This window comes from Streptomyces sp. NPDC023527 (assembly GCF_055560115.1).
On record NZ_JBVHJJ010000003.1, the window covers coordinates 336,725 to 356,647 of the forward strand.

14 protein-coding genes are annotated in these 19,923 nt (G+C 72.4%); 8 read left to right on the plus strand and 6 right to left on the minus strand.

The window, feature by feature from the left end; all coding sequences use genetic code 11:
- Window positions 1-58 precede the first annotated feature (58 nt).
- The gene (locus ACZ303_RS08500) at window positions 59-2,914 is read left to right on the plus strand and encodes a toll/interleukin-1 receptor domain-containing protein (protein WP_467336439.1); all 2,856 of its coding nucleotides are present in this window, start codon (window positions 59-61) and stop codon (window positions 2,912-2,914) included.
- Window positions 2,915-2,944: 30 nt separating this feature from the next.
- Here the strand turns inward: ACZ303_RS08500 and ACZ303_RS08505 are convergent, their stop codons facing one another.
- Window positions 2,945-4,171 (minus strand): amidohydrolase family protein, encoded by a 1,227-nt coding sequence (locus ACZ303_RS08505; protein ID WP_467336441.1) that lies wholly within the window; start codon window positions 4,169-4,171, stop codon window positions 2,945-2,947.
- Window positions 4,172-4,325: 154 nt separating this feature from the next.
- Here ACZ303_RS08505 and afsR point away from each other — a divergent pair, with 154 nt between their 5' ends.
- The 3 genes from afsR (at window position 4,326) to ACZ303_RS08520 (ending at window position 9,317) form a co-directional block, all read left to right on the plus strand.
- Window positions 4,326-7,259 carry an SARP-family global regulator AfsR gene (gene afsR / locus ACZ303_RS08510; protein WP_467336443.1) on the plus strand — a complete coding sequence of 978 codons (2,934 nt, stop codon included), beginning with the start codon at window positions 4,326-4,328 and terminating at the stop codon, window positions 7,257-7,259.
- Between the two features lie 714 nt (window positions 7,260-7,973).
- Complete coding sequence (locus tag ACZ303_RS08515; RefSeq protein ID WP_467336445.1) at window positions 7,974-8,198, plus strand: hypothetical protein; 225 nt, start codon at window positions 7,974-7,976, stop codon at window positions 8,196-8,198.
- An 828-nt stretch (window positions 8,199-9,026) separates the two neighbouring features.
- Window positions 9,027-9,317, plus strand: coding sequence for a hypothetical protein (locus ACZ303_RS08520; protein ID WP_467336447.1), 291 nt, complete (start codon window positions 9,027-9,029; stop codon window positions 9,315-9,317).
- A 120-nt stretch (window positions 9,318-9,437) separates the two neighbouring features.
- Here the strand turns inward: ACZ303_RS08520 and ACZ303_RS08525 are convergent, their stop codons facing one another.
- Complete coding sequence (locus ACZ303_RS08525; protein ID WP_467336449.1) at window positions 9,438-9,872, minus strand: pyridoxamine 5'-phosphate oxidase family protein; 435 nt, start codon at window positions 9,870-9,872, stop codon at window positions 9,438-9,440.
- A gap of 137 nt (window positions 9,873-10,009) precedes the next feature.
- Complete coding sequence (locus ACZ303_RS08530; RefSeq protein WP_467336451.1) at window positions 10,010-11,695, minus strand: AMP-binding protein; 1,686 nt, start codon at window positions 11,693-11,695, stop codon at window positions 10,010-10,012.
- Between the two features lie 228 nt (window positions 11,696-11,923).
- Here ACZ303_RS08530 and ACZ303_RS08535 point away from each other — a divergent pair, with 228 nt between their 5' ends.
- From ACZ303_RS08535 to ACZ303_RS08545, 3 genes are read left to right on the plus strand one after another with little or no spacing between them, the layout of a single operon-like run.
- Entirely contained in the window at window positions 11,924-13,081 is a 1,158-nt protein-coding gene (locus ACZ303_RS08535) for a lipid-transfer protein (RefSeq protein ID WP_467336453.1), read from the plus strand.
- Window positions 13,082-13,087: 6 nt separating this feature from the next.
- Window positions 13,088-13,552 carry a Zn-ribbon domain-containing OB-fold protein gene (locus ACZ303_RS08540; protein ID WP_467336454.1) on the plus strand — a complete coding sequence of 155 codons (465 nt, stop codon included), beginning with the start codon at window positions 13,088-13,090 and terminating at the stop codon, window positions 13,550-13,552.
- Complete coding sequence (locus ACZ303_RS08545) at window positions 13,549-14,334, plus strand: enoyl-CoA hydratase/isomerase family protein (RefSeq protein ID WP_467336455.1); 786 nt, start codon at window positions 13,549-13,551, stop codon at window positions 14,332-14,334. Before ACZ303_RS08540 ends, ACZ303_RS08545 begins: the two co-directional genes overlap by 4 nt.
- A 30-nt stretch (window positions 14,335-14,364) precedes the next feature.
- Here ACZ303_RS08545 and afsK read toward each other — a convergent pair whose 3' ends face one another.
- Entirely contained in the window at window positions 14,365-16,902 is a 2,538-nt protein-coding gene (gene afsK / locus ACZ303_RS08550) for a protein serine/threonine kinase AfsK (RefSeq protein ID WP_467336456.1), read from the minus strand.
- Between the two features lie 497 nt (window positions 16,903-17,399).
- On the opposite strand from afsK, the gene ACZ303_RS08555 reads away from it, so the two are divergent.
- Complete coding sequence (locus ACZ303_RS08555) at window positions 17,400-18,047, plus strand: TetR family transcriptional regulator (protein WP_467336458.1); 648 nt, start codon at window positions 17,400-17,402, stop codon at window positions 18,045-18,047.
- A gap of 151 nt (window positions 18,048-18,198) precedes the next feature.
- Here the strand turns inward: ACZ303_RS08555 and ACZ303_RS08560 are convergent, their stop codons facing one another.
- The gene (locus ACZ303_RS08560) at window positions 18,199-18,678 is read right to left on the minus strand and encodes a nitroreductase family deazaflavin-dependent oxidoreductase (protein ID WP_467336460.1); all 480 of its coding nucleotides are present in this window, start codon (window positions 18,676-18,678) and stop codon (window positions 18,199-18,201) included.
- The gene (locus ACZ303_RS08565; RefSeq protein ID WP_467336462.1) at window positions 18,675-19,889 is read right to left on the minus strand and encodes an acyl-CoA dehydrogenase family protein; all 1,215 of its coding nucleotides are present in this window, start codon (window positions 19,887-19,889) and stop codon (window positions 18,675-18,677) included. Before ACZ303_RS08565 ends, ACZ303_RS08560 begins: the two co-directional genes overlap by 4 nt.
- Between the last annotated feature and the right edge of the window lie 34 nt (window positions 19,890-19,923).

Genomic DNA, 19,923 nt, shown 5'->3' on the forward strand with positions numbered 1-19,923 from the left:
CGGTGGGATGAACCGACAACGGCCCATAGGACGGGCCATGGAGGAGGGGGAACGGCGAATGGAGAACCAGGCCTCTGCCGTTGATCAGGGAGCTCGGGCGGATCAGGAAGGTCAGGGCTACCGCTACGACGCGTTCATCTCGTACAGCCACACCGCGGACAGCGCCAGGGCCGCACACCTGAGGAGAGGGCTCCAGAATTTCGCCCGTAACTGGCGCCAGAGACGGGCCCTGAAGGTCTTCCTCGACAATGCCTCGCTTTCGGCCAACCCGGCGCTGTGGAGCGAGGTCGAGCGGAACCTCGCCGATTCCGGGACCTTCATCCTGCTCGCGTCCCCGGAAGCCGCCCGCTCGCCCTGGGTGGCGAAGGAGATCGAATGGTGGCGGGCCGGTCCGCGGGCGCCGCACTTACTGATCGTCGTGACCGGCGGCGACTTGGCGTGGGACGAGGCGGGAGGGGACTTCGACTGGGCACGTACGGACTGCCTCCCGCGCGCTCTGGAGGGCATGTTCGCCGAGGAGCCCCGGTGGGTGGACCTGCGCTGGATGGCGGAGGAGGACAGCGGTTCGCGCCGGGACCCCCGCTTCCAGGAGTGCGTGGCCGACCTGGCCGCCCCGCTCCACGGGCGCCCCAAGGAAGACCTGATCGGTGAGGACGTCACCCAGCACCGCAAGGTCCGGCGGTTCACGCGGGGCGCGGTGGCCGCCATCACGGCGCTGGCCGTGGCGGCCGGCATCACCTCGGTCATCGCCTTCCAGCAGCGGGACAAGGCACGGGACCAGACCCGCCTCGCGACGTCCCGCCAGCTGGCGGCGACGGCGCTCAACCTCAGCGGAAGCGACCTGCGCCTGGCGTCGCTGCTGGCGATCGAGGCGTACCGGACGCAGGACACCCCCGAGGCCGTCTCGGCACTGAACCAGCTGGCGGCGGCGAGCCCGCACCTGGTCCGGTTCGTGTCGAGCGGGAAGGAGGTCTCGCGGCTCGCCTTCAGCGCGGACGGCGCCCTGGTGGCCGTGGGGGACAAGGGGGGTGGGGTGACGGTGTGGAGCAGCGACGGTACGACCGTACGCGGCCGGACCACGCTGCCGGCGACGGTGACGGCGCTGGCCTTCAGCCAGGACGGCAAATCCTTGGCCGTCGGGGACGGCAAGGGCTCGGTGGGCGTCTACGGCCTGGCGGAGAAGAAGATGCGGCGGCTCGCCTCCCCGCCCGCGGCCGTGACGTCGGTGGCGTTCGACAGGGCGGGCAATCTGGCGGTGGGCAGTGGGAGCGGCCACGCGACGCTGTACGCGGGCGCGAAGGAGAAGACGAAGGAGGCGTACACCGGGCAGCAGGACGTCAGCAGCGTGTCGTTCCGGGACGACGGCACCCGGCTGATGGCCCTCGGCAGCGGCGGGGGCGGGGTGCTGCTGTCCGTGCCCGACCTGAAGAAGGCGGGCGACGAGTGGGGCATCGTCACACCGGCCGGGGATGCCGCGGCGGGCATCTCGCCCTCCGGGACCTGCTTCGGGTACATCAAGTACGGCTCCACCTACTCCGCGAAGTCCCTGCGCGGCGGGCCGGACGCGGACAAGAAGAATGACGAGTGCGGCCCTTTCCCCTGGCTGCCCGAGAAGGAGGCCCGCGGCTTCGCCATGTCCGACACCGGGCGCATGGCGGTGGCGACGGGGAGCGGGATCACCCTCGCCGATTCGGCCTCCGGTCACGACGACAGCAGCCGGGGCCGGGTCCGGGAGCTCACCGGCACCGGGCCGCCCTCCCTGATGGTGTTCTCGCCCGGTGAGGGCAACAGGCTGGCGTCGACCGACGGGCACACGGTGGCGCTGTGGGACTTCACCCAGGCGTCCCGCGCCGCCCACGCACACGGGCTGCGCGTACCGGACTCCGACCAGGCCCCCCGCTCCTTTCCCATCGCCGTGGGCGCCGGCGGCCGCATCACCTGGTCCGGCTGGGGAGAGGGCGGGACGCCGCCCCGCCTCTGGCCGGAGAAGGAAGACACCCCCGAGTCCACAGAGAAGGACGTGCGGCACGCCTGGTTCACCAGCGCGGTCTTCAGCACGGACGGCCGGAAGCTGTACACGGCGGAGGGCGGGGAGATACGGGCGTGGGACGTGTCGGGCGCGGCGCCCCGGCAGGTCGCGGCCACGCGCGTACCCCTGTCCGAGAGCTCGCTGGGGCATGCCGTGCGTGCGCTCGCCCCGGGCCGGGACGGAAAGGTGACCGCCATGACGAGCGACGGGGCCGCGCACCTCGCTGACCTGTCCACGGGCAAGGTGCGCACCGTGGTGCGCGCGGCCGAGCTGAAGCCGTACACCGGCGTGATGACCGCGCTGAGCGCGGACGGCCGCACCGCGGCGGCCGAGAACCCCAAGGGCGGTGTGAACCTCTACGACCTGCCGTCCGGACAGCTGTCGCAGACCGTGCCGCTCGGCGACGAGGGTGTCAGGGACCTCACCCTGTCCGCCGACGGCAGCTCCCTGTACATCGTGGGCGATAAACGCTCGCTGATCCGCTGGGATGTCGGCGCGCACCGCCCGCGCTGGCGCTCGGACGGGGTCGGCGCCCTGATCGCCGAGGTGAGCACGGACGGGGACAGGCTTATCACCCTCGCCTCCGACGGCACCCTCACGCAGTGGGACGTTGGCGACGGGGGCCGGCTGAGCGGCTTCGTCCTGCCCAAGCCGGCCGACTCCGTGGTCGGTAGTGTCGGCGCAGGTGTCCAGACGGGCATGGCCCTCGCACCCGACGGCAGCACTCTGTGGACCGTCACCGAGGGCGGCGAGGTCCTCTCCTGGGACCTCGCCGAGAAGTCGTGGATCCAGGGCCTGTGCCGCATCGCCGGGCGCGACCTCACCAGCGCCGAGTGGCGCCGCCACGTGGGCACCACCCGCCCGTACCACCGCACTTGCTCTTAGGGGCACGCATCCGGTTTCGGCCCGCGCCTCTCAGGTGCGCGCCCCCGCCCACAGCCCCTCCCCCGTCAGCCCCAGCAGCTCGATCGCGTTGCCCCGGACGATCCGCTCGACCACGTCCGGCGCCAAGTGCCCCATCTGTTCCTCCGCGACCTCCCGGGACCGGGGCCACGTGGAGTCGGAGTGCGGGTAGTCCGTCTCGTACAGGACGTTGCCCTCGCCGATGGCGTCCAGGTTGCGGAGGCCGAACGCGTCGTCGAAGAAGCAGCCGTACACGTGCGCGGCGAAGAGTTCGGAGGGCGGGCGGAGGACCTTGTCGGCGACGCCGCCCCAGCCGCGGTTCTCGCGCCAGACGACGTCCGCCCGCTCCAGGACGTACGGGATCCAGCCGATCTGCCCCTCGGCGTACATCACGCGCAGCTGGGGGAAGCGGTCGAACTTGCCCGACATCAGCCAGTCGGTCAGGGAGAAGCAGCAGTTGGCGAAGGTGATGGTGGAGCTGACGGCGGGCGGCGCGTCCGGGGAGGTGGAGGGCATGCGCGAGGAGGAACCGATGTGCATGGCGATGACCGTGCCGGTCTCGTCGCAGGCGCGCAGGAAGGGGTCCCAGGCGTCGGTGTGGATGGACGGCAGGCCCAGGTGCGGCGGTATCTCGGAGAAGCAGACGGCGCGTACGCCCCGGGCGGCGTTGCGGCGCACCTCGGCGGCGGCCAGGGCGGCGTCCCACAGGGGGACGATCGTCAGGGGTATCAGACGGCCGCGGGCGTCGGGGCCGCACCATTCCTCGACCATCCAGTCGTTGTAGGCGCGGATGCTCAGCAGGCCGAGTTCCCGGTCCTTGGCCTCGGTGAAGGTCTGGCCGCAGAAGCGGGGGAAGGTGGGGAAGCAGAGCGCGGACTGGACATGGTTACGGTCCATATCGGCCAATCGTTCCGGCACGCTGTAGGACCCCGGGCGCATCCCGTCGTAGGTGACGCCTTCCAGTTTGATGTCGTCCCTGGAGAATCCGACGGCGGAATCCAGCCGAGTGAGCGGACGGTGCAAATCCTCATAGATCCACCAGTCTGCCGGCGGGCCGTCGTCGCCGGGGCTGCCCATAACGGGGGCGAACCTTCCGCCGACGAAGGTCATTTCCTTGACGGGCGCCCGTACGATTCGCGGTCCGACGTCGCGATACTTCGCCGGAAGACGGTCCCGCCAGACGTGGGGAGGCTCGACCGTATGGTCGTCCACCGAGATGATCCTGGGGAAGCTCACCATGGCCGACACGGTAGCGGGGATCTGACGATCCGTCAGCAAGGTGGTGAGGTGGTCCGTGGCAGGGCTTGTGGAGAGGCCGGACCCCTGCTGACGCGAAGGCCGCGAACAAGGCAGACTGGCCGGTGCGACCGAGCGGGACAAGCAGGGGGTCACAATGGCCGGCGACACAGGGCACGGGCAGCAGCTGCGCTTCACTGTGCTCGGGCCCGTCCGGGCCCGGCGCGGCGGGGAACTGCTCCAGACCGGTTCGCCGCAGCAGCGGGCGCTTCTCGCCGCCCTCCTGCTGCGCGGCGGCCGCACCGCCACCGCACCCGAGCTGGTGGACGCGCTGTGGGGCGAGGAACCCCCGCACGCCGCCCTCGCCGCGCTGCGCACGTACGCCTCCCGGCTCCGCAAGGCGTTCGGCCCCGACGCCGACGCCCTGGTCAGCGAGTCCGGCGGCTACGCGATACGGGTGGGGCAGGACTGCCTCGACATCGACCACGCCGAACGGCTCGCCACCGAGGCCGAGAAGGTCCGCGCCGCCGGGGACCGCGCCCGCGCCCGCGAGCTCATCAACGAAGCCCTCGACGTCTGGGACGGCGAGCCGCTGGCCGGTCTGCCCGGCCCGTACGCCGAGACCCAGCGCACCCGGCTGGAGGAGTGGCGGCTCTCCCTCATCGAGACCCGCCTCGACCTCGACCTGGAGGTCGGCGCGCACGCCGAGGCCGTCTCCGAGCTCACCGCCCTGACCGCGGCCCACCCGCTGCGCGAGCGGCTGCGCGAGCTGCTGATGCTCGCCCTCTACCGCAGCGGCCGCCAGGCCGAGGCCCTCGCCGTCTACGCCGACACCCGCCGGCTGCTCGCCGACGAGCTGGGCGTCGACCCCTGCCCCGAGCTCTCCGAGCTCCAGCAGCGCATCCTCCAGGCCGACGCCGACCTCGCCCTGCACCTGGCCCCGGCCGACCGCCCCGGCGCCGGACCCACCTTCATCCGGCCCGCACAGCTCCCGGCGACCGTCTCCGACTTCACCGGCCGCGGCGCGTTCGTGGACGAGCTCAGCGACCAGCTCGCCACGGCGGAGGGCCGCATCATGGCGGTGTCCGCGGTCGCGGGCATCGGCGGCGTCGGCAAGACGACGCTCGCGGTGCACGTCGCGCACGCCGCCCGCCGCCACTTCCCGGACGGCCAGCTGTACGTCGACCTCCAGGGCGCCGGGCCCGTGCCCGCCGAGCCCGAGGCGGTGCTGGGGTCGTTCCTGCGGGCCCTGGGCATCCCGGACGCCGCCATTCCGGAGGGGCTGGAGGACCGTGCCGCCCTCTTCCGCTCCACGCTCGACGGCCGCCGCGTCCTCACCCTGCTCGACAACGCCCGCGACGCCGCCCAGATCCGCCCGCTGCTGCCCGGCACCGAGGGCTGCGCGGCGCTCGTCACCAGCCGCGCCCGCATGGTCGACCTCGCCGGCGCCCACCTCGTCGACCTCGACGTGATGAGCCCGGAGGAGGCGCTCGTCCTCTTCACCCGCATCGTCGGCGCCGAACGGGTCAACGCGGAGCGCGACGCCGCCATGGACGTCGTCGCCGCCTGCGGCTTCCTGCCGCTCGCCATCCGCATCGCCGCCTCCCGGCTGGCCGCCCGCCGCACCTGGACGGTCTCCGTCCTCGCCCGCAAGCTCGGCGACGAACGCCGCCGCCTGGACGAGCTGCGCGCCGGCGACCTCGCCGTCAAGGCCACCTTCGAACTCGGTTACGGCCAGCTGGAACCCGCTCAAGCAAGCGCCTTCCGCCTCCTCGGCCTCGCCGACGGCCCCGACATCTCGCTCGCCGCGGCCGCCGCCGTACTCGAACTGGACCTCGACGCCACCGAGGAACTGCTGGAATCCCTGGTCGACACCTCGCTCCTGGAATCCGCCGCACCGGGCCGGTACCGCTTCCACGACCTCCTGCGCCTCTACGCGCGTGCATGCGCCGAGCGCGACGAACAGGCCCCGGCCGAGCGCGAGGCGGCCATGTCCCGGCTGCTGGACTTCTATCTGACGACGGCGGCGGGCGTGTACGTCCTGGAGCGCCCCGGCGACCAGCTCCTCGCCCACCTCACGCCCACCACCCACCCGGGCCTCACCTTCACCGACCGGAGCGCCGCCGGCGACTGGCTGTACGCCGAGGCCGGCTGCCTGCTGGCCTGCGTACGGCAGCACGCGGGCGCCACCGGCGAGACACTGCGGCGCGCCGTCGACCTGCTGCTCGCCGCGAAGGACCTCGCCGAGTCCGGCGCCGACTCCCGGCAGTACGAGCACGCCGCCGCGGCCCTGCTGGCCACCAGCCGGGACGCCGGCGACCAGCAGGCCGAGGGCCGCGCCCGCTACGTACTGGCCCATGTCCACAGCATCGCCGGCCGCTTCGACCTCGCCGACGAACAGGCGCGGCAGGCCGTGCTCCTCGGCCGCGCCTGCGGGGACCCCATCCCCTGCTGCTACGCCGCCAACATCCGCTGCATCATCGCCATCTACGAACACCGCCACGAGGACGCCGAACGGTACGTACGCCAGGCGCTCGCTGCCTTCCGGGCCGACGGCAACCGGCCGGGCGAGGCGAGCGCCCTCAGCAACCTCTCACGCGTACGGCTCGACAGCGGCCGCGTCGGCTCGGCCGTCGAACTGGCCGAGCAGGCGCTCGCCCTCTACCGCGAGATCGGCGTCTCCTGGCGGTACGCCAACGCCCTCTACGCCCTGGGCCTCGCCCTGACCCACGGCGGCCGCTACGGAGAGGCCATCGAGCGGCTCACCGAGGCGCTGCCGGTGTTCCGGGACAACCGGCAGCGGCTGTGGGAGGGCATGACCCACTACCGCCTCGCGGAGGTCCACCTCGCCGCCGGCCGCCCGGCCGCGGCCGCCCACCACTCCGAGCAGGCCCTGAAACTCCGGGGCATCGGCGGTGACTGGCGGCGCGGCAACGTCCTGATCGTCCTGGGCCGCTCCCTGGACGCTCTGGGCCAACCGGGCCGCGCCCACGCCTGCTGGAAGGAAGCCCTGTCCATCTTCGAACAACTGGGCTCGGCAGAGGCGGCGGACGTGCGGAGGCTGTTGACGGGGGTTGTTACGGCGGCGTAGGGGAACGGCGGGACGGGCGGGCGGGGCCGGGGAGGTACGTCGGTCCGTCGGGGGCGGCTGCTCCTGTCAGCGGGTCGGGGCGCTTCGCTTGGCGGGTGGGGGTGGTTCACGTGGCGCGTCGGGTACCTCGTGCAGCGCGTCCGGGCGCCTCATGCGGCCTGTCGGGGCCTTTCACCCAACGCGTCCGGGCGCCCCACCCAGCCCGCCCCAGCACCTCACCCAGCCCGTCCGGGCAACCACTCAGCCCGTCCGGCGTTTGAGGACCGGGGCCCGGGGCAGAGCCTCAACCCCACTCAGCCCGCCCGGTGATTGAGGACCAGGGCCAGGGGCGGAGCTCCGGGTCGGGAAGGGGCGGGTAGGGGAAAGATCCATCGGCCGGCGAAGACCAGACCCGCACCCACCCGCACCCACCCCCCTTAACAGCCCGAACCGCCCCCACACCAGGGCCCAACGTCCCTGGAAAACCCCCACCACGTGCCCGTTCATCGATCGTTTATCGCCGCACGGCAGTCTTACTCATGTCGATCCGTCGCGTCGGGGGGCAGGCGGGTCGTAGGTGAGGCCTCACCTTAGGGTGATCAACCCTGGTCAGCCCTATTCCCCGTCCGGCGATCCTCGGGGGAGTCGCCGGGCGGGTTCTGCTATCCCGAAGCACCACCGCACCACTTCCCCTTCACACCAAAACGACTCGCACTGACCAACGGAGTGATCGCTATGAGCGACGAGACTCAGCTCAAGCCGGGTGTGGTGAACACACCGCAGGACGACCACGCCGGCGGCGCCACTCTCGCCGCAGCGCAGCCCACACCGCAGCCCGTACCGCCGGACGACCACGCGGGCAGCCCCAAGCCGCTGCTCGCCCCGATGGACGACCACGCCGGCGGCGGCCGTCCGCTGAAGGTGCTGCGGGACGACCACGCCGGTAGCGAAGGCGTCTGACCGGCGCGGCACCGACCGGGCTCGGCCGGCCGGAGACCTCCGGCCGGCAGGGCTCAAGGGAAACCACGGGGGATGCACGGGGGGACTCACGGGGGGACTCACGGGGGAACAGACGGAACCCGAGCAATGTGGGGGGCCTCTCAGGAACGGCCTTACGGGGGTGCCCGGCGGAAGCCGGGCAGACGGAGGCCCGACCTGAGGGGAGAGAGGTTCCACGGGGAAAAGCGCCACGGAAAGAGTTCAACAATTTCACAGCGGCGGCACTGACAACGGGGGGAGTACGACGGGGGAAGTGCCGCCGCACGGGGGGAAAACGCAATACCCAGAGGGAACGGCATCCGGGGGGATGCGACACCCAGGGGGATGCAGGACACCGGGGGTTCAACACCCGGGGGACACCAAGGGGAACATCCGGGGGGATGCGACACCCAGAGGGAACCGCACCAAAGAAACACCACGGGGGAAGCACAAGGTCGCCAACGGCAAAGTCTCAACTCGTACAACACGAACGGGGGAGTTGAGGCACCGCCGCAGGCGACCCGCACACGGGGGACCGCAGGGGCCGGCGTCGGCAGCACGGAGGGGGAGCCGTCGACGCCGACCCCTGCGGTCATGTTCAACGGCGTCAGGAATTTCGCCGAGGCCGCCGCCGCCGGATCCGCTGGGAACAGCGCCGGGTCGCCTTTCTTCATCATCAGCCACCGGCGAGCCGGCCAAGGATCACAGCTTTTCGGCCCAAATCGCGGACGCCGCCGACCTCAGCGGCTACGTTCGCCCACACGGGTATCACCACCGCAATACCACCCCCCGAATAAGAGGAGTTGGAAAATGAACAGCACGCGTACGCGCACCAGGCGGGCGCTCGCCATAGCCGGCTTCGCCGCCGCGGCGGCGATCGCCACCGCGGTACCGGCCGCCGCCGACGACCACCCCACCGTCCCGGCTCCCACCGTCGCCCTGACGGACGGCGGCGGACACGGCGTCCCCGGTGACGACCACCCCACGGGCATGGACGACGACCACCCCACGGGCGGCTTCGACGACCACCCCACCGAGGGTGATCACGTCGACGGCGGACAGGACGACCACATGGGATCGACGACCGCCGCCCAGTCCTGACGGTCCGATTCCTGACGGCATAGCCCCCGAGGACACGGTTCCTGACGGTCGCAATTCCTGACGGGCCGACATTCCTGACGGGCGATATTCCTGACGGATCGATTCCCGACGGGCCCGAGGTCAGCTCCAGCCACCGAGATCCGCCGACAGCCAGCGCCGCGGTCGCATCGTGATCGCCACCGCCGCCTCGGGATCGGCCGTGAGTCTCTCCACGTGCTCCGCCACCGCCTTCTCCGTCGGCAGGTAGCGGACAGCGATCTCCCTCACGAGCTCCTGGGTCGCCACGGCGATCGACACGAGCTCACCTTCGACGGAGACGTAGCGGTACGTCGGAGACGTCCGGTCCACCATGAGCGTAAAGCGCCCGGCATCGGCGATGAGCTGCGCCTTGCGGGAGGCGCGGCCGGTAACGAACACGAGATCACCACCCGGCCGGTACACGTACCAGACGGGCACGTTCACCGGGCCGCGCCTCTTGTCGCCGGAGTCGACGGCGAGCGCCGCCACATGCGGGCCGACCAGGAACTCTTCACGCTCTTCGACGGAAAGCGGCATTCGCGTCCACCTCTTCGGATCAGGCATGGGGACCCGCGGGAGGCCGTCCTGGAGGTGCGCCCGGAAGCGTTCCGGGTGGTCGCTCAGGAAGTCGCCCGGCGAGTCGTCCGGGACGCCATCCTGATCGCCGGACCTCTTCAGCGCCGCCGCCCGCGCCGCTGTTCCCCCCACTGCTCCCCCGCCGTTCCCCCGTTCTGCCGCAGCACGTGCTTGACCACCTTCCCGGAGGCGTTGCGCGGCAGGCGTCCTACGAACTCCACCGCGCGCGGCACCTTGTAGTTGGCCACCTCCCGCCGCGCCCAGGCGATCAGCTCGTCGGCGGACACCGTCGGCACGCCCGGCCGCCGCACCACATACGCCCTGCCCACCTCCCCCAGCCGGCCGTCCGGCTCACCGACGACCGCGGCGTCCGCGACCCCCGGATGCCGGGCGAGCACGCGCTCGACCTCGGCGGGGTAGACGTTGAACCCGCCGACCACGAACATGTCCGTGACCCGGTCGGTGATCCGGAGGTACCCCTCGGCATCCAGCACCCCGACGTCCCCGGTGTGCAGCCACCCGTCGGCGTCGACGGCCCGTGCCGTGGCCTCCGGGTCCTCGAAGTAGCCGGACATCACCTGGAAGCCGCGCACCAGGATCTCGCCGGGCTCGCCGGGCGGCAGCGCCCGGCCGTCGGCATCCGTCACCCGTAGCTCGGTGTCCGGCACGGCACGTCCCGAGGTGCCCGCGACGACCTCGGCGGGGTCACCGCGCCGGCACATGGTGACCAGCCCGGTCGCCTCGCTCATCCCGTACGCGGTCAGGACCGTCGTCACCCGCAGCTCGTCGCGCAGCCGCTCGACCAGCCGCCGGTCCACGACGGCCGCACCCGTCACCACCAGCCGCAGCGGTGAGAGGTCGTGGGCCGCCCGCGCCGGGTGGTCCAGGATCGTCCGAAGGAGGGTGGGCGGTCCCGGCAGCACGGATATTCGCTCCGCCGCGATGTTGGCCAGCACCGTGTCCGCCGCGAAGACGGCTTGCGGCACCATCGTCGCGCCCCGCATCAGACAGGCGAGGACGCCCGCCTTGTAGCCGAAACTGTGCGAGAACGGGTTGACGATCAGATAGCGGTCTCCTCTCCTCAGCCCTGCCAGTTCGCTCCAGATGCCGAAGGCCCGCAGGGTCTGGGCGTGGGTGACGACCACGCCCTTGGGCTCACCGGTGGTGCCGGAGGTGAACATGATGTCGGAGGGTGCGTCGGGGCCGATGGCGTTCGCCCGTGCGCGCACGGCCCAGGCCGGCACCGCCTCCCCCGCGTCGAGGAACTCCTCCCAGGTGCGGAACTCGGCCGGCGCGTCGTCGGCCAGGACGACGACCTCCCGCAGATGCGGCAGCCCGCCCAGCGGCCCTCCCCCCTCGGCCTCCCTCCACGGCTCCGGGCCCGCCCCGTTCGCCCGGCCGGCGGCGCTGCGCAAGGAGGCCACGTAGGAGGTGCCGAGGAAGGTGCCGGTGACGAAGAGCAGCCTGGCGCGGGTGCGCTCCAGGATCCGGACCGCCTCGGCGCCCTTGAGCCGGGTGTTGACCGGGACGAGAACCGCGCCGGCCGTGACGGCGCCCAGGGCCGCGACGATCCAGTCGAGGGTATTCGGAGCCCAGACGGCCACCCGGTCACCCGCCCGGACACCCGCGGCGAGGCAGCCCGCGGCGGCACGCTCGACGCGCGCGCCGAGCTGCTCGTACCCGATCCGGGTCCGGCCCTCGACCACCGCCTCGCGGTCGGCGTGCCGCGCGGCGGCCGCGCGGACCAGCCGGGGTATGGACATGTATTCCAGATCCCCGCGCATCGCGTGCCCTCCCGCACCACTAGCTGACTAAGCGTCAGATTAGCGATAGCCTTCCGCGCTGTCAGCAGTGGCACCCGTGACCGCACCGGCGCCATCGGCAGCAACACAGGCACACCCACCACCGGCGCCCGCAGGAGCCGCACGAGCACATGCGACACCGACAGCGACGGCAGCAGCAGAGGCAGCGACCACGGCAGAGACAACGGCGACGCGGAGGCGGCAAGGGCGATGACGACGGCGACGACACTCAAGGACGCGACCGCGATCGTCGGCATAGGACAGACCCCCTTCGCCAGGCAACTTCCCGCTTCGGAAAAGGCGTTGGCATGTCAAGCGATCGTCGCGGCGCTCGACGATGCCGGCATCCCTCCCTCCCAGGTCGACGCCTTCGCCTCCTACACCATGGAGGAGACCGACGAGGTCGAGGTCGCCAAGGCCATCGGGGCCGGTGACGTGACCTTCTTCGCCAAGGCCGGCTACGGCGGTGGCGGCTCCTGCGCGACCGTCGCCCACCTCGCCGCGGCGATAGCCACCGGGCAGGCGACCGTCGGCGTCGCCTGGCGCTCCCGCAAACGCGGCTCCGGACCACGCCCCTGGCGGAACACCCGGGTGCAGCTGCCCACCCCCGCGCAGTGGACCCGCCCGTACGGCCTCCTGCGCCCGGTCGACGAGATCGCCATGCTCGCCCGCCGCTATCTGCACGAATACGGCGCCACCCGCGACCACTTCTTCAACGTCGCGCTCGCCTGCCGCAACCGCGCCAACCAGAATCCCGCCGCGATCATGTACGAGCGGCCGCTGACCCGGGAGATGTACATGACCTCCCGCTGGATCAGTGAACCGCTCTGCCTCTTCGACAACTGCCTGGAGACCGACGGCGCCCTGGCCTGCGTCGTCACCTCCGCCGACCGGGCCCGCGACTGCCGCCGCCCGCCGGTCTATGTGCACTCCGTGGCCCAGAGCCTGCCCGCCCAGCACCACGGCATGGTCAACTACTGGAACGACGACCCCCTGACGGGCCCCGCCTGGTCCGCGGCCCGGCACCTGTGGAAGAACGCCGACCTCGGCCCGCACGACGTCGACGTCGCCCAGATCTACGACGCCTTCACCGCGCTCGTCCCGCTCTCGCTCGAAGGCTATGGCTTCTGCGGACGCGGCGAGGGCGCGGCCTTCACCGAAGGCGGCGCGCTGGAACTGGGTGGCCGGCTCCCGCTCAACACGGGCGGCGGCGGACTCAGCGAGGCTTACGTCCATGGCTTCAACCTCATCAACGAGGGCGTCCGGCAACTCCGCGGCACCTCCACCGCGCAGGTCCCCGGCGCCACGACCTGCCTGGTGACAGCGGGCGAGGGAGTCCCCACTTCAGCACTGCTGCTGAGGAGTTGAGTCTTCATGTCCTCCATCATGAAGGGCACCACTGACAACGGCCTGCTGCTGCCCGTCCCCGACGAGGACGGCGCCCCCTTCTGGGAGTTCGCGGCCCGCGGTGAGCTGCGGATACAGTCCTGCGCCGACTGCCACGAGCCGCGTTTCCCGCCCCGGCCCTGCTGTCCGCGCTGCCAGTCCTTCGCCGGCGAGTGGCGCCGGATGAGCGGGCACGGCCACCTCTGGTCGTACGTCCTGCCCCACCCGCCCCTCCTGCCCGCCTACGCCGAGCTAGCCCCGTACAACGTCGTCGTCGTGGAGCTGGCCGACGCCCCGCGCATCCGTCTCGTCGGCAATGTCGTCGCCGCCCCGGACGCCCCGCTCGACTCCGTCGACCCGGGCCTGCTGCGCATCGGCGCGCCCGTACGCGTGACCTTCACACGGCTCGCCGAGGGCGTCACCGTGCCCCGCTGGCTGCTGGCGCGGCCATGACCGCCGACGGCTCGCCCTCGGTCCGTACGGAGGTGAGGGCGGACGGCGTCGCCCTCGTCACCCTCGACCGACCGCGTCGGCTCAACGCCATCGACCTCGCCATGGCCGCCGAACTGGCCGCCGTGTGGCGCCGCGTCCGCCTCGACGACGCCGTACGGGCCGTCGTCCTCACCGGCGCCGGTGACCGGGCGTTCTGTACCGGCATCGACCGGTCCGCCGACGTCCCGCAGCCGGGCTCGCCCTACTCCGTCGACGACCCGCTCCTGACCGTCGGCCCCAAGGCCGCCGACCTGTGGAAGCCCGTCGTCGCGGCGGTCGGCGGCATGGCGTGCGGCGGGGCGTTCTACCTGCTCGGCGAGGCGGAGTTCGTCGTCGCCTCCGAGGACGCGACCTTCTTCGACCCGCACACCTCGTACGGCATGGTCAGCGCGTACGAGGCCCTCCACATGGCCCAGCGCATGCCGTTCGGCGAGGCCGCCCGGACGGCGCTGATGGGCACCGCCGAACGGCTCTCCGCCCGGCGCGCGTACGAGATCGGGCTGGTCTCCGAGCTCACCGCACCCGGCGAGGCGGTCACCGCGGCTCTCCGCGCGGCCGGCGTCATCGCCTCCTACCCCACCGAGGCGGTGCAGGGGACCGTACGAGCTCTGTGGGCGGCGAAGGAGGCGGCCCGCGGCCACGCCCTCGCCCTCGCCCCGCATCTGATCTCCCTGGGCAACCTGCCCCCGGCCGGCCAGGCGGAGCTCTTCACCCGGCGCGCGGCGGACCACCGCCTGCGGTGAGCCGCGAGCGGCAGGCCGTAGAACGGAAGGTCACCGCCGGGAGAGGCCCGTGCCCTTCGCCGCGTCCAGGGCGTAGACGCACCGGTCCTTGCTACAGGCGTAGACGACGCCGCCCGTCACCACCGGCGAGCCCGTGATCTCACCGCCGGTGGCCAGCTTCCAGCGAAGCTGACCGCCGACCGCGTCGACCGTGTAGAGGCAGTGGTCGGCGGAGCCGAAGTGGACCCTGCCGTCGGCGACGACCGGGGCGCCCACGACATCGCCGCCCGCGGCGAAGCGCCACTTCGGCGTGCCCGTGACGGCGTCCAGGGTGTAGAGCGCGCCACCGCTGCCCAGGTGCACGGACCCGGCCGCCACCAGCACCGGTTCCGTCGACTGACGGGGCTCGGTCGCGATGCGCCAGCGGTCGCGGCCGGTCGCCGCGTCCAGGGCGTAGACCGTGCCCAGATAGTCGGCGATATAGACGCCACCACCCGTCACGGCGGGGCCCGGCGCGAAGGCCGGCGGGCTCAGGAAGACCGCCGGTGCCTCGAACCGCCAGCGGACGTCGCCGCGCGCCACGTCGATGGCGAGCACGCGCGTGCCGGCCGCGACATAGACCGCGCCGTCCTGAGCGGCCAGCAGCCGCACCGGCACGCCCCCGCAGGACGCGGTGTCGCCCACGGGATACGACCAGCGCTCCGCGCCCGTACGGGCCTCCAGGGCGCGCAGCCGGGCGTCGGCCCACACATAGACCGTGCCGTCCTGGACGAACGGGCCGCAGTCGGGCGTCTCGAAGTCGGTCTGGAGGCCGCCCATCTCCCACAGCAGCTCGCCATTGGCCGCTTCCCACGCCTGCACGCCGCCGCCGCGCGTACCGGTGACGATCGTCCCGCGGTCGGCCCGGAGGGAGTAGACCCAGCCGTCGGTGGCCAGCCGCCACCGCTCGGCGCCGTCGGCCGCGTCCAGGGCATACAGCGTCGGCCCGTCCGAGGCGTGGATGCGGCCGTCCGCCACGGCCATCGCCCATGCCACGTCGCGGGTCTTGAACTGCCGCCGCCCACTGGCCACATCGAGCGCGTGTACCTCGAAAGAGGTGACGTACAACAGCTCACCGGCGACGGTCGGCGTGCCCCAGACGTCATTGGACATCCGGAACCGCCACGGCCGCCAACGCCCCTGCTCACCCTGCGTGTTCCCACCGTCGGACTGCGGGGCGGGCGTCTGGACCGGCACGGAGGCGGAAGCGCCGGGCAGACCGGCCGGCGGGCGCACCCACCCCGTGGCGGGACCGGTGGCCGCCTGGGCCTGCGGTTCGCGCGCCTCGGTGACGAGCGGGCCGGGACCGATCGGGACCTGCGAGCCGGCCAGTCGTACGGACCTGTCGTGCGCGGAGACGGGAGCGGCGGCGGGGGCGGCGGCGTGCCGGCCCTGCGCGGCCTGCCCGGAAGCGGCCCCGGCGTGGGGCCCGCCCAGGCCACCGCGCGGGTCGCGGACGCCGGCCATCCCGGACCGGCCGGTGGCCGCTCCGCCCATGCCGTCGCCCCAGGCGGGCCCGCTGCGCGGTGCGGCGCCCTGCGGCTCGTACGCGGGAGCGGGCGCGCGGGGCGGGGTCGGCTGCTGTGGCGGCCGGGACGGGCCGGAGCGGTTCCGGCCGCCCCGGGCGCCGGTGCCCGCCGCCGCGGGCCGGTGTCCTGCGCGGCGCTGCTCGATGAGGGTGACGGCGTTGTCCGGCAGCCAGGCGGAGGCCGTGCCGCTGTCGTCGCCACCGCCGGAGGCGAAGAGGTGCGGCGCCAGCTGGGCCTGGAGGTCCGCGGGGCTGGGGCGGTGCTCGGCCGCCATCTGCATACAGGAGTCGATCAGCGGCCGCAGCTCGTCCGGGAGGCCGCCGAGGTCCGGGCCCTCCCGCAGCAGCATGAAGACGGTCTCCACGGGGTTCGCCCCGTGGAAGGGGGCGTGGCCGGTCGCGGCGAAGACGAGGGTGGAGCCCAGCGAGAAGATGTCGCTGGCCCCGGTGACGCTGCGGGAGTCGCGCGCCTGCTCGGGGGACATGTAAGCGGGCGTGCCGACGGCGACGTTGGTCATCGTCAGCCGGGTGTTGGAGACACCGGAGGCGATGCCGAAGTCGATGACGCGCGGGCCGTCCTCCACGACCAGCACGTTCGACGGCTTCAGATCGCGGTGCACCAGCCCCGCGCCATGGATGGACTGCAGCGCCTCCGCGACGCCGGCGGCCAGCCACCGCACGGCCTGCGCGGGGAGCGGCCCGCATTCGTTGATGATCTCTTCGAGCGAGGGCGCGGGCACGTACGCGGTGGCCAGCCAGGGCACGGCGGCGCGCGGATCGGCGTCGACGACGGCGGCGGTGTAGAAGCCGCTGACGGCGCGGGCCGCCTCCACCTCACGCGTGAAGCGGACCCGGAAGAGCTGGTCCTCCGCGAGCTCCGTGCGCACCGTCTTGATCGCCACCCGTCGACCGGACGCCGAGCGGGCGAGATAGACCAGCCCCATGCCGCCGGCACCGAGTCGGCCGAGCACCTCGAACGGGCCGATCCGTCTCGGGTCGTGCTGCGTAAGCTGCTCCACCACTGGCCTGCCACCTCCCCGTGGGGGCTTGAAGGGTTTCAGCCCCGTGCAGCGTCTCACCGCGAATTATCTCCGGGGGTACGCCTACTGATTCTTCCTGGCGAAGGCCGCGGTTGCGAACCCGGGTCATGCTTCGCCGTGTCTCCACCACATGCGGAACGTCCCGTCCCGCAGCCTCTCCCGCGCCTTCATCCCGTAACCCTGCGTTACCCCGCTACCCTCAGTCGGTTCTCACCTTCCCGCACAAGGTGTTCCGACTGCCACGTTATCGGGGTATCGCGGATTTCACCCCGGCCTGTGGATAAGTGTGAGGTGTCCACCCCGCCCGCGTTGTCCACAGGGTGTTGATAAGACGATTCACCGGTACGGGCCAATCCGTCCCGATCTTCTCGCCGACCCTGAAATGCCGCCTGAGCTGGGCTTACACCCCACCTCACACCCCCGCCCCCATTTGCATGCGGCCGAATCGCGCTCCGATCACCCCTCGGTAAGCTGACGGCATGACAGGACAAGTACGCACCGTCGACGGCCGCGTGGCCGGCCGACGCGGCCAGGCGACGCGGCAGAAGCTGCTCGACTGCCTCAGCGAAATGCTCAGCTCCTCGCCCTATCGCGACGTCAAGGTCATCGACGTCGCCCGCAAGGCCGGCACCTCTCCCGCCACCTTCTACCAGTACTTCCCCGACGTCGAGGGCGCCGTCCTCGAGATCGCCGAGGAGATGGCGAAGGAGGGCACGAGCCTCACCGAGCTCGTCGCCGGGCGCTCCTGGGTCGGCAAGTCCGGGTGGCAGGCGGCCGAAGAACTGGTCGACGGCTTCCTCGGCTTCTGGCGCAAGCACGACGCCATCCTGCGCGTCGTCGACCTCGGTGCGGCCGAGGGCGACAAGCGGTTCTACAAGATCCGTATGAAGATCCTCAACGCCGTCACCAACTCCCTCACGGACTCCGTCAAGGAGCTCCAGTCCAAGAACAAGGTGGACAAGGACGTCAACCCGGCGGCCGTCGCGGGCTCTCTGGTCGCGATGCTCGCCGCGGTGGCCTCGCACCAGAAGGGCTTCACCAGCTGGGGCGTCAAGCAGGCCGAGCTGAAGCCCAACCTCGCCCTCCTCGTGCACCTGGGCATCACCGGCAAGAAGCCGACGAAGTAGACGCCGGCCTCGCACGTCCTGTCATCGCAGCGGCGGGCCGCTCCGGCTCGAACCGGAGCGGCCCGCCGCAGTGCTGTCCGCCGCCTGTCGCACCGCTTGTCATACCGCTTGTCATACCGGCCGATCGGGCCACTGCCCCGGGCCATGGCCGCTATCGCGGCTCCAGCCGGAAGAGCCGGATCTCACGCTCCACACGCGCCTGGTAGCGCGCGTACGGAGGCCAGAACCTCACCACCGCCGCCCACGCGGCCTCCCGCTCCTCCCCGCGCAGCAGTCGCGCGCGTACGGGAATGTCCCGCCCCTTCCAGCTGATCTCCGCATCCGGATGGGCCAGCAGATTCGCCGTCCAGGCCGGATGCCCCGGCCGCCCGAAATTGCTGCCGATCAGCACCCACGAACGCGCCGGATCGCCCTCCCGCATGCACGCGAGCGGTGCTCGCCGGGCCTGCCCGCTCCTGGCGCCCGTCGACGTGAGGACGACGCTCGGCAGCATGCGCGCGCTGAGCAGCGTCCTGCCACCTGTCAGCCGGTGCACCGCGCGGTCCAGTGCCGGTACGAAGTGCGGCGCGAGCCGCGCGAACGTACGGGTCGAGGAGACCCTCTGCACGATGCGTTCCACGGCGGCGGTCACAGGGCCACCGCTTCCCGGCCGGTCCGGCCGGCAAACAGCCCGGCCGTCTCCGCCGCGTGCGCCCTCAACCGATGCGCGGGACCGAACAACAGCTCGTCCGAGGCCGCCCGTTTGAAGTACAGCTGCACATCGTTCTCCCACGTCACTCCGATGCCGCCGTGCAGCTGCACGGCCTCTCCCGCGACCTGCCGGAGGGCCTCCAGCGCTTGTGCGAGCGCGAGCCCCCCGGCGCCGCCATCCTCCGCCACACCGCCACCGGCCGCCCACGCCGCGTAGTACGCCGCCGAGCGGGCCGCCTGGACCGCCACGTAAAGATCCGCGAGCCGGTGCTTGACCGCCTGGAAGGAGCCGATCGGGCGGCCGAACTGCTCCCTCGTCCGTGCGTACGCGACCGTCCGCTCCAGCGCCCGGTCGGCCGCGCCCACGGCCTCGGTGGCGAGCATCGCGGCCACGCTCCGGCCCAGCAGGGAGAGCGCGCCCGGAACATCGGCCTCGGTGGCCCCCAGGAGCTCGGCTCTGGCGTCGCGCAGTTCGACGCGGGCCTGCGGCCGGGTCTCGTCCAGGGCGGTCAGGCGCGTACGGACCACACCGCGCGCCCCCTCCGGTCGCAGTGCGAACAGCAGCGTGCGGCTCCGCGCGTACCCGCCCGTATGGGCCGCCACGAGCAGCAGGTCCGCGCTGTGGCCGTCGAGCACCTGCGACGCCTCGCCGTACAGCCGCCAGCCCGAACCGTCCTCCGAGGGGCGCGCCTGTACGCCGCCCGCGCGGCCGCCACCGGACCAGTCGCCGCCGTTCGGGCCGGTCAGGGCGAGCGCCGTCGGGAGGGCGCCCGGCACGGCGAGCGTCCCCGTGAGCTCCCCGCGGGAGAGGCGCGGCAGCAGCTCGACACGCTGCGCGTCCGTCCCCAGCGCGGCGATCAGCGGCGCCACGAGGCCGGCGGTGGCCAGGAGGGGGGAGGGCAGCAGCACCCGGCCGGTCTCCTCGCAGGCCAATGCCAGCTCGGTGGGCCCGCAGCCGGCTCCGCCGTAACGCGTGGGCACCGCCAGCCCCGGCAGTCCCATGCGCTCCGCGAGCTGTCGCCACAGCGCTTCGTCATGGCCGGCCCGGGTGCGGACCGCGGCCTTGACCTCTTCCGCGCCGCAGGACTTGAGCAGCACATCGCGCACGGTACGCCGGATCTCTTCCTGCTCCTGGCTCAACGCCGCGTCCATGGGCGCACACCTCCGGATCTGACGGAGCGTCATC